Annotated in this window: 5 protein-coding genes and 1 pseudogene; 3 read left to right on the top strand and 3 right to left on the bottom strand. The window is 63.1% G+C overall.

Annotated elements, in window-relative coordinates; genetic code table 11:
• Both ABEL04_RS11985 and ABEL04_RS11990 read left to right on the top strand, forming a co-directional pair.
• A pseudogene (locus ABEL04_RS11985) lies at nucleotides 1-728 on the top strand (excinuclease ABC subunit UvrA); the annotation flags it as partial.
• A 289-nt stretch (nucleotides 729-1,017) separates the two neighbouring features.
• On the top strand, nucleotides 1,018-2,397 hold the full coding sequence (locus ABEL04_RS11990; protein WP_375802629.1) for an ammonium transporter: 1,380 nt from the start codon (nucleotides 1,018-1,020) through the stop codon (nucleotides 2,395-2,397).
• A 416-nt stretch (nucleotides 2,398-2,813) separates the two neighbouring features.
• Here ABEL04_RS11990 and rodA read toward each other — a convergent pair whose 3' ends face one another.
• Both rodA and mrdA read right to left on the bottom strand, forming a co-directional pair.
• Nucleotides 2,814-4,076 (bottom strand): rod shape-determining protein RodA, encoded by a 1,263-nt coding sequence (gene rodA, locus ABEL04_RS11995; protein ID WP_375802630.1) that lies wholly within the window; start codon nucleotides 4,074-4,076, stop codon nucleotides 2,814-2,816.
• A gap of 18 nt (nucleotides 4,077-4,094) precedes the next feature.
• Nucleotides 4,095-6,014, bottom strand: a complete 1,920-nt coding sequence (gene mrdA / locus ABEL04_RS12000; protein WP_375802631.1) for a penicillin-binding protein 2 — start codon at nucleotides 6,012-6,014, stop codon at nucleotides 4,095-4,097.
• Between the two features lie 342 nt (nucleotides 6,015-6,356).
• Here mrdA and ABEL04_RS12005 point away from each other — a divergent pair, with 342 nt between their 5' ends.
• A complete protein-coding gene (locus ABEL04_RS12005) occupies nucleotides 6,357-9,434 on the top strand; it encodes a DUF6055 domain-containing protein (protein ID WP_375802632.1) in 3,078 nt (1,025 codons plus the stop codon).
• Nucleotides 9,435-9,439: 5 nt separating this feature from the next.
• Here ABEL04_RS12005 and ABEL04_RS12010 read toward each other — a convergent pair.
• On the bottom strand, nucleotides 9,440-9,947 hold a 508-nt coding region (locus ABEL04_RS12010; RefSeq protein WP_375802633.1), incomplete at its 5' end, for a PhzF family phenazine biosynthesis protein.

Genomic DNA, 9,947 nt, shown 5'->3' on the forward strand with positions numbered 1-9,947 from the left:
GCTTCAGCTTCAACACCGATCCGGGCCGCTGCGAGAAGTGCGGCGGGACGGGCAAGGTGACCCTGGAGATGAATTTCCTGCCGGACGTAGACGTCACCTGCGACGAGTGCGACGGCAAGCGCTACGGCCCCGAGACGCTGGAGGTGGAGTACAAGGGCAAGAACATCGCCGAGGTGCTGGACATGAACGTCGCCGAGGCGCTCGACTTCTTCGAGAACCAGCCGCGGCTCATGCGCACGCTGGAGACGCTCGACGCCGTGGGCCTCGGCTACCTCACGCTCGGCCAGCCCTCCACCACCCTGAGCGGCGGGGAGGCCCAGCGCGTGAAGCTGTCGAAGGAGCTCTCCCGACCCGGCACGGGCGACACCCTCTACATCCTCGACGAGCCCACCACCGGGATGCACTTCGAGGATATCCGTCATCTCCTCAACGTCCTGCACGGCCTGGTGGACGAGGGCAACACGGTGATCGTCATCGAGCACAACATGAACATCATCAAGCAGGCCGACCATGTCATCGACCTCGGGCCGGAGGGGGGACGCAGGGGCGGCGAGATTCTCTTTGAGGGGGGGCCCGAGGCGCTGGGGGAGGCTGACACGCACACGTCCGACTACCTCCGCGAGGAGCTGGAGCGCACCCGGGCCGCGCAGGCCGAAGGGGGCGAGGCGGTTCCGGTTGCCGGCCAGTCAGGGGACGAGGACGCGCACCAGCCGACCCCCGCGGCGTAGCGGACGAAGGCCGTCAGTCGAGTCCTCCGGGGCCCGCAGCAGCTCATTTCAGGAGATGCACGTCAGTCCCCCACACCCCCGGCGAGAATAGCTGCGGGGTGTCGCCCGTACGAGAGAACGTCGGAGACGCGTGTGAAATGTCCCGATTTCGTTAAAACGGTCGTCGGAAGCGGTTCCATCAATTTTGGGAGCGCTTCTACGCGGCTTGATTTTTTGTGGTTGCAAGGGAAAATCAATAGAGTAAATGGCGTTGAAGGTGATCCCACCACAAAAAATCGTACAATTCGGAATGCGCACGCTTACCTCACTCCTTTTTCTCGCTGGTCTGCTTCTCGCACCCTTTGGGGCGGACGCTTGGGCCGCTTCGGATCCGTCGAACGTCGCGGAGGCGACGCAGTCGGCCGAGCAAGCACAGACGAACCTGAACTACGTCTGGACCATCGTTGCGGCCGCGCTGGTCTTCTTCATGCAGGCGGGCTTTGCGCTGCTGGAGTCCGGCTTCTCGCGGGCCAAAAACGCGGTAAACATCATCATGAAAAACGTGATGGACGCCTCGGCCGGGGCGCTGGTCTTCTTCGCGGTCGGCTTTGGGCTGATGTTCGGGACCAGCTGGAACGGCCTGGTCGGTACCGATGGCTTCTTCCTCATGGGCACAGGGGATCAGCCGCAGAGCTGGGTCTACGCGTTCTACTTCTTTCAGGCGGTCTTCGCGGCCACGGCAGCGACGATCGTGTCCGGGGCTGTCGCCGAACGAACGCGGTTTAGCGGCTACCTCATCTTTTCAGTCTTAATGACGGGCTTCATCTATCCGATCTCTGGGGCCTGGTTCTGGGGCGGCCTCTTCAACGGCGCCGGCTTCATGGAGTCGCTCGGCTTCATCGACTTTGCCGGGTCGACGGTCGTACACAGTGTCGGCGGCTGGGCCGCGCTGGCCGGGGCGCTGGTCGTAGGCCCTCGGGTCGGGAAGTACGCCGAGGACGGCACCGCCCGTGACATTCCGGGACACAGCCTCCCGCTGGCGGCGCTCGGGGTGTTCATTCTGTGGCTCGGATGGTTCGGCTTCAACGCCGGATCGACGACGGCCGGAACGACCGACATTGCGCTCATCGCCATGAACACCTTCCTCGCGGCCGGCGCTGGGGCCGTGGGCGGAATGGTGGTTACGTGGGTCGACACCGGCACCCCCGACGCCTCGATGACCCTGAACGGCGTGCTGGCCGGCCTGGTCGGCATCACGGCCGGGTGCGCGAACCTGACGCCGCCGTTCGCCATCCTCACCGGACTTATCGCGGGCATCATCATGGTATACGCGGCGCGGGCCCTCGATGCGTTTGTGGACGACCCGGTGGGCGCCATTGCGGTCCACGGCGTGGCCGGTGCGTGGGGCACCCTCGCGGCGGGGCTCTTTGACTCTGCGGGCTTCAGCCTTTCGCAGGTCGGCGTGCAGGCGCTCGGCATCGCGGTGGCGTTTGCCTGGACGTTCCCGGTCAGCTACCTCACCTTCTCGCTTGCCGATCGCCTGGTGGGCGGCATCCGAATCGACGACGAGGCCTACGGTCTCGACCAGTTGGAGCACGATGTGGATGCCTACCCAGAGTTCGGCGGCATGTCCAATGGGGCAGAGGAGGCGGAGAAGACCGGCGGCGAGGCGACAGCCGAAGTCGTGTAGAGCGGCATTGCGTGTCGCCGAACAGGCGGGCCGGTCAAGGGAAACCGGTCGGCTCCTTCACATTTCCCCGTTCCACCGGCGCGACTTGCAAGTGGAGAACGCAGGGGGAAGGGGAGGACATGCAGCAATCGCTGTGCATCGCCCATTCCTCAGGGGGAGAATCGTAGCACGCGAAAAGCGACGGCCTCAGGGACGGGCCCGGTGGGAGCCCGCCTCCCTGGGGCCGTCCATCTGTTGGCGCCACGGCAGGTCTCGAGACGTGCGATTGCGGATCGGAAGACTACGGATGAGAAGATTCACCGAGTACATGGAAGAGCCGACCTCCGCACGGATGCCGACATCACGGAGGAGTGCGGTGTTTTTCCGTGGGAACCCTGGGGACCCCCGAATGCCAGCTACACAGCACTCAACGTGAATCAGTATCCGTAGATCGAGAGATCCTCGCGCCGCATGTGCGTGTTGAGCACGATGGCGAGGAGCGCCGTGTGGGCGAGCATCGCCGAGCCGCCGTACGAGAGGAAGGGAAGGGGAAGCCCGATCACAGGCAGCATGCCGGTCACCATCCCGATGTTGATGAAGATGTGGATCAGGTAGACGCCTACGGCGCCCGCCGCTACGATGCTGCCGAAGGGGTGCTTGACGTCGGCCCCTAGCTTGACGAGCCGCAGGAGCAGGACGGCCAGCAGGCCCAGCACGAGAAGCGACCCGACGAGCCCAAATTCCTCGGCGATGACGCTGAAGATAAAGTCGGTCGTTTGCTCGGGCACATACGCGCCCTGCGTCTGCGGGCCCTGCATGAACCCGGTTCCCCAGAGGCCCCCGGAGCGGAGGGCCGCTTTCGACTGCACCAGATGAAACCCGACCCCCTGCCGAAATTGCTCAGCCCCCGGGTTTGTGAAGGAGAGCAGCCGCTTGACCTGGTAGGGCTGGAGGACTTTACTGAGCATGAGCGACACGACGGCCGTCACGCCGCCTGTGAAGGCGGCCGCAAGGGCGGCGATGGAGCGCTGTCTAGAGTACATCCAGAGAGCGCCCGTAAACACGACGGCAAAGGCGAGGGCGACCGGAAGGGAAACGAGCGCGAGGTACCCTGCGATGGCCGGCGAGATCATGAGAAGAATCACGGAAAGTGACAATCCGCTCCAGAACAGCATGATGGGCACGAGACCGAGGAAGACCAGAGCGGTGCCGAGGTCATTTTGAAGAACGACAAGCACGGCCGGCACGAGGATGAGGGCGGCGGCCTTCAGGGCAAAGCGTAGGTCCTGTTCCGCACGCGTGTGCCGCTCGGACAGCAGTTGGGCCACGGCGAGCACAGTGCCTACCTTGGCAAATTCCGAGACTTGCATTCGGAAAGGACCGAGGGCAAGCCACGCACGCGTCCCATGCACCTCCACGCCTATCACGAGAGAAAGCACTAGTAGGACCACCGTGAGCGCGTACACTGGATAGGCGACGTACCGCAGCACCCGAACGGGGAGGAGGAGGGTAATGCCGATCCCCACCACCGAAGCCCCGATCCAGATAAGCTGGCGACGAAAGTTGTCGCGCACGCCCTCGCTCAAGTACTCGGCGGCAGGACCGTGGGTCGTGCTGTAGAGGGCTAGGAGGCCCACGGCTACGAGTGCCCCCCAGAGGAGGAGCGTGTAGATGTCAAACTTCCAGGACGAGTCCTGCATGGAGCGGTGGGCACGGGGCTAAGGGGAGGAGCCGGTAGAGGAAGGCCCAGTGGACGATTCGGGCGACTGTGCTGCGGTCTGTGCAGGGGGGGTGGGGGCAGCGCCCGGGCTGGGTGTGCTCCCTTCGGGTGGAGCGCTCCGGACTTCTTCGAGTAGGCGCTGCTTCCAGTAGCGTCGGTTCCAAGTGTCTGCGATCTCTCCGGTGAGGTACTTCTCCGCCATCAGGCTGGCGATGGGGGCCGCTGCGGTCGCCCCGTATCCGGCATTTTCCACCACCACCGCAAGAGCGATTTCCGGGTCCTCATACGGAGCAAACATGATGAAGAGGGAGTGGGCCCGTCCGTGCGAATTCTGAGCGGTGCCTGTCTTGCCGGCGCTTGGGACTCCTGGGATCTGGACCCACTTGCCTGTCCCGTGCGTCATGACGCGCCGCATGCCAGCCTGCACGGTTTCGAAGTGCCGAGCATCGATCGGGATCGAATCCGGTGCGGGCTGATCCGGCCGGAAGGACCGGCCTGTTTCCGGGTGACGGGCCCGGCTCACAAGGTGAGGCGTGGGAAGCGTCCCGCCGTTGCCGAGCGCCGCTGTGTACCGGGCCAACTGAAGGGGCGTAACCCCCATGTCTCCTTGCCCAATGGCGAGATTGATCGTGTACCCCTCGGTCCAGGTGCCGTAGGTTTGGTTGAAGTAGGAGGAATCCGGGATGAGTCCAGGGGATTGGCGGAATCCATTGAAGGGAACAGGCCGGCCGAACCCGAACTCCAGCGCCCAGTCGTGCCACGTATCTAGATCCATCTCGTCCATCACCCGGTAGAAGAAGGTGTTGCACGACACCTCGATCGCTGTTTTCACCGTCATCATGCCCGCTTCCTGGTCCCCGTGATTTTCGAAAACGCGTCGCCCCACGCGGTAGCCCGTCGAGCAGTCCCGGCGTTCGCTTGCGGTCAGTTGGCCGGTCTGGAGGGCAACGAGGGCCATGAAAGGCTTCCAGGTGGAGCCGGGCGGATAGGTGCTCTGAGTGGCTCGGTTGTACAGCGGCTCGCCCGGGTCGGTGCGGAGGCTGTCCCACACCGACGCACTGGTGGAGCGTGCGAAGAGGCGCGGGTCAAAGTCCGGCTGGCTCACGAACGACAGAACTGCCCCGTTGTCGGGGTCGAGGGCGACGACCGCTCCTCGCTTGCCGACGAACAGGGACTCGGCGAGGGCCTGCAATTCGTGGTCGAGGGTCAGATGCAGATCATAGCCACTGACGGCCGGCTCGTCCTTCCTGCCGTTTTGGTACGGCATGATTTTGGTCCCCTGTACACTCACAAGCACGTACTTGCGGCCTCGCTTGCCCCGGAGAAGAGACTCGTAGGCGTGTTCGAGGCCCGTCTTTCCGATGTAGTCGCCCGACCGGTAGCCATTCGAGCGCTTCCGGGCGAGGGTTCGGTCGTCAACTTCGTGGACGTATCCAAGGGCGTGAGCGGACAGGGAGGACGTGGGGTAGCGCCGGCGCAGTTCTACGTCGTAGGAGACCCCAGGAAGCTCGTGCAAGTGCTCCTGCACACGACTGAACGCCTCGAACGAGACCTGCTGGAACGAACGGCTCGGCCGGAAGGCATTCCACTCACGGGCTTGCTCAAGTTTTTGGACGACCGTCGAGTCGGCCACGTCCAGCAGGCGGGCGAGAAGGCCGGTTTTCGACCGGTCGAAGAAGTGCGGAGTAAGCAAAATTGTGTACGTGGGCTGGTTGGCAACCAGAAGGGTCCCGTCCCGGTCGTACATGGCCCCCCGCGCCGCCTCAATGGGGCGTCCACGGACGGCACTTCCAGGGGGCACCGCATCGCTGTCCCCACCGGTCAGGCCCTGTAACTGAATGAGCCGAAGGCCGAGCAGGAGAAAGAGGGTGAGAACGACACCAGCGTAGATCCGAACCCGAGTGCGATATTCGTCCATGCCGGGTGGACGAGTCAGTGTCCTGGCTTGAGGGGAGACGCGACGGTAGGAGAGACCAGTCCCCACTCGGCGCCAAACGAGCGGTCACTTCGTAGGTTGCGCGTTGGGGACCAGGGAAAGCATACAAGCTCGTTCCATCGGGGGAAGAACCATTCCGAAGATGAGAAGGTTAGAGGAACTCCTTTTGCGAAAAAATCCTCCTTTGTTCCAGCAGGCCTCTTTGGACGAGTGGGGAAGGGGCCCGACGGATTTCGCCGTCGAAGCCACGATGGCCGGAGCTTGCGAAGGGAAACCGGCGACCCAACACGCTCCCGATCTCCTTGCTTGAATTCTCGTTTCCTCATGCGACGGTTCAAGACGATCTTCTCCCTCATCGTATTCTTCTTGTCGGCGTTCCTGGTCACCGGAACGGCTTCGGCTCAGTACTTTGGGAAAAATAAGGTCCAGTACGAGCAATTCAACTTCAAGACGTTCGGGACGGATCACTTCAATATTTACTTCTACCCGTCTGAGAAGCAGGCCGTCGAAGATGCGGCCCGGATGGCCGAGCGGTGGTACAACCGACACTCCCGCACTTTCCTTCGGGAGTTTCAGAAGAAAAAGCCCCTGATCTTCTACGCCAACAGCCCCGACTTTCAGCAGACCAACGTCGTGCGGGGGCGGCTTGGCCAGGGGACCGGGGGCGTAACGGAGAGCGTCAAGGAGCGGGTCGTGATGCCGCTCGCCGGGAGCTACGCAGAGACCGATCATGTGTTGGGGCACGAACTGGTCCACTCGTTCCAGTACGACATTGCCCTTCGCAAGAACAACCAGGGCTTCTCGCTCCGCAACCTGCCGCTGTGGTTTATCGAGGGCATGGCTGAATACCTGTCGGTGGGGCGGAGCGACCCCCACACGGCCATGTGGATGCGAGACGCAGCCCTACGCGAGGACTTGCCGACGATCCAACAGTTGACGCAGAATCAGCAGTCGTTCTTCCCGTACCGCTACGGGCAGGCGTACATGGCGTACATCGGCGGCAAGTACGGCGATGCAGCCGTGACGGACCTTTACAAGATGAGCGGACGTGTAGGGGTCGATTCGGCGTTTGTGTACACGCTCGGCATCACGGCCGACTCTCTCTCGGAAGAGTGGAAGCAGGCCACGAAGGAGTCGTTTTTGCCGGTTGACAACCGGACCCCTGTCGACTCTGTCGGCAAGGCCATCATTGGGGAGCCCGGTGCAGAATTCCAGCTCAACGTCTCCCCAGCCGTGAGTCCAGACGGGCGGTACGTGGCGTTCATCTCGCGGCGCAACCTCTTCACTACCAATCTCTACGTCGCCGACGCCCAGACGGGCAAGATCATTCAGGAACTGGAGGGCACCCAGTCCAATCCTCACTTCGATGCGCTTCGGTTCATCAACTCGGCGGGGGCGTGGTCGCCCGATGGGCGGCGGTTCGCGTTCATCACGTTTGCGGAGGGGCGTAACGAGATTAACACGTTCAATGTCAAGACGGGCGAGATTCAGACGCGTACGGTGGTTGAGGACGTAGGGGCCATTCAGAACCTTGCCTGGTCCCCGGATGGACGCACCATTGCCTTCTCGGGCCTCGAAGGAGGCACGAGCGACCTCTACCTCTACAATCTCGAGGAGGAGACAGCACGACAGCTTACCAACGATCGGTACGCGGACCTTCAGCCAACGTGGTCCCCGGACGGGGAGACCATTGCCTTCACGACCGACCGGGGGCCGAACGGGACCAACTTCAAAACCCTCGACTACGCAAAGAAGCGCATCGGCCTGATCGATGTGGAGACCGGTGAAACTCAGGCCCTCCGCCCCTTCGAGACAGGCATGCAGCACAACCCGCAGTTCAGCCCGGATGGTCGTAGCATCTACTTCATTGCCACCCAGGATGGGTTCAAGGATGTCTACCGCTACGATCGAGACGAAGAGGCGACGTACCGCGTGACCCATCTGCAGACCGGTGTGAGTGGCATCACGGCCCTGTCGCCAGCGATGTCTGTGGCCCGCCGGAGCGGCCGGATGATGTTCTCGGTGTTCTCACACGGGGGGTACTCCATCGTGACCCTTCCGGCGGAGGAGACAAAAGGGACGCGGGTGAAGACGGAACAGGTCACCGGCACAGCGTCGATGCTCCCCCCTGTACAACCTACAGACGAAGGCCTCGTGGGTAGCTACCTTGACGACCCCCTGACTGGACTGAAGGACATTGAGACGCCCAAGGTGAAGGATGCAAGCAACCGCCTTCGGCTCGACCGGGTCGCGCCGCCCTCTGTAGGAGCATCGGCCGGAGGGCCTTTCGGCACGCAGGTGGCCGGGGGCGTTGGCTTCTTCTTCAGCGACATCCTCGGACACCAGAACCTGAGCGTGTTCGTTCAGGCCAACGGGACCCTGAAGGACATTGGGGGAGGGGTCTTCTACACCAACAAGAAGCATCGGTACAACTACGGGGTTGGGGTCTCACATCAGCCCTTTGCCTTCGGCCAGTTGATTCCCGTGAGGACGAGGAGAGGGCTATCGGCCATCCAGGTCGTCCAGCGCATTTACCAAACCCAACTGGGAACCCGGGCGAGCTATCCGTTCTCGGAAACGAATCGGCTCGAGTTCAGCCTGGGAGGCACACGCTACGGGTTCGGCATCACAGCTCGGGGCCCAACCGGGAGAGAAATCAGTCCGGAACAGCTCGGCCTCGGGGGACTCCCTGATCCAATCTATCTGGCCCGAGCCGGGGTCGCCTACGTGGGGGACTTTTCGAGCTCGGGACTGACCTCTCCCCTGCAGGGGGGACGCTACCGGTTCCAGGTCACGCCGCAGCTTGGCTCGCGAAACTTCTTGACCGTACTGATGGACTACCGGCGTTACTTCTACCGTGAACCAGTCACCCTTGCGATTCGGGGGCTCCATAAGGGCAATTACGGGGCAGGCCAGTTCAAAGGGCGGTTTACGGACACTTTCGTCCGGGAAACCCTCGGCGATCCCTATCAGCTTGGCTTTGTGCGGGGATATAGCTTCAGTTCAATCTTCGAGACGCCGAAGTGCCAGCGCCAGGGCATCTGCAACATCGGACGGCTGTACGGAACGCGGATGGCTCTTGGCAGCGTGGAGCTCCGCATTCCGCTGCTCGGCCCCGAGGTCCTTAGCCTCTCGACCTTTAAGTATCTCCCGACCGACCTTGTGCTGTTTGCCGACGCCGGGGTCACGTGGACCAGCGAGGACCTGACGAGCCTGACGTTCTCGTCGAACACAATTCAGCCGGAAGAAGAGGGATCAGTGCCGGCACAGCCGGTGACGAGCGCCGGGGTGTCCGCCCGCGTGAATCTGCTGGGCGCCCTCGTCTTTGAGGCCTTCTACGCCCGAACCTTTCAGCGCGACCAACCCTGGGACTTTGGTCTCATCCTGCGCCCGGGCTGGTAGGCCTCTCAGCCATCGAGGCGCCCACGGAGAACGGTCGTAGCGCGCCCCGCCAAGGTGATCCGCTCGGCATCAGGGGTGTCCAGGTGCACGCGCACCGTGCCCCCTCGATCCGAGACTTGGCGCCCAGTGAGGGACGTGTCCCCTGTCTGCGCGGCCCAATACGGTCCCAGCGCACAGTGGGACGATCCGGTTACGGGATCCTCCGGAACGCCCACCCGGGGGGCGAAGAAGCGAGACACGAAGTCGATGTCGCTAGCCTGAGCCGCGGCGGTGACGATGACGCCGCGGACGTCGCTCAGGGTGGCCAGTGCCGATAGATTGGGTTGGAGAGCACGTACGACGTCGGGATCGGGAAGGTGGACGAGATAGTCGCGCTCACTGCGCCGGATGGCGTCGGGGGTCACATCGTCCAGGCTCTTAAGGAGCGCCCCGGGCGGCTCGACGGTCTCAACAGGATCGACGGGAAAATCCATGCGAATCCAGTCGCGATTCCGCCGAGCCGTGAGAGAACCG

The organism is Salinibacter sp. (assembly GCF_042218895.1).
GTDB lineage: Bacteria > Bacteroidota > Rhodothermia > Rhodothermales > Salinibacteraceae > Salinibacter.

Bases quoted from the DNA above. Each gene is read 5' to 3' on its own strand.
- rodA (WP_375802630.1), bottom strand. From the start codon at position 4,076: ATGCAGGACTCGTCCTGGAAGTTTGACATCTACACGCTCCTCCTCTGG.
- mrdA (WP_375802631.1), bottom strand. From the start codon at position 6,014: ATGGACGAATATCGCACTCGGGTTCGGATCTACGCTGGTGTCGTTCTC.
- ABEL04_RS12005 (WP_375802632.1), top strand. From the start codon at position 6,357: ATGCGACGGTTCAAGACGATCTTCTCCCTCATCGTATTCTTCTTGTCG.
- ABEL04_RS11990 (WP_375802629.1), top strand. From the start codon at position 1,018: ATGCGCACGCTTACCTCACTCCTTTTTCTCGCTGGTCTGCTTCTCGCA.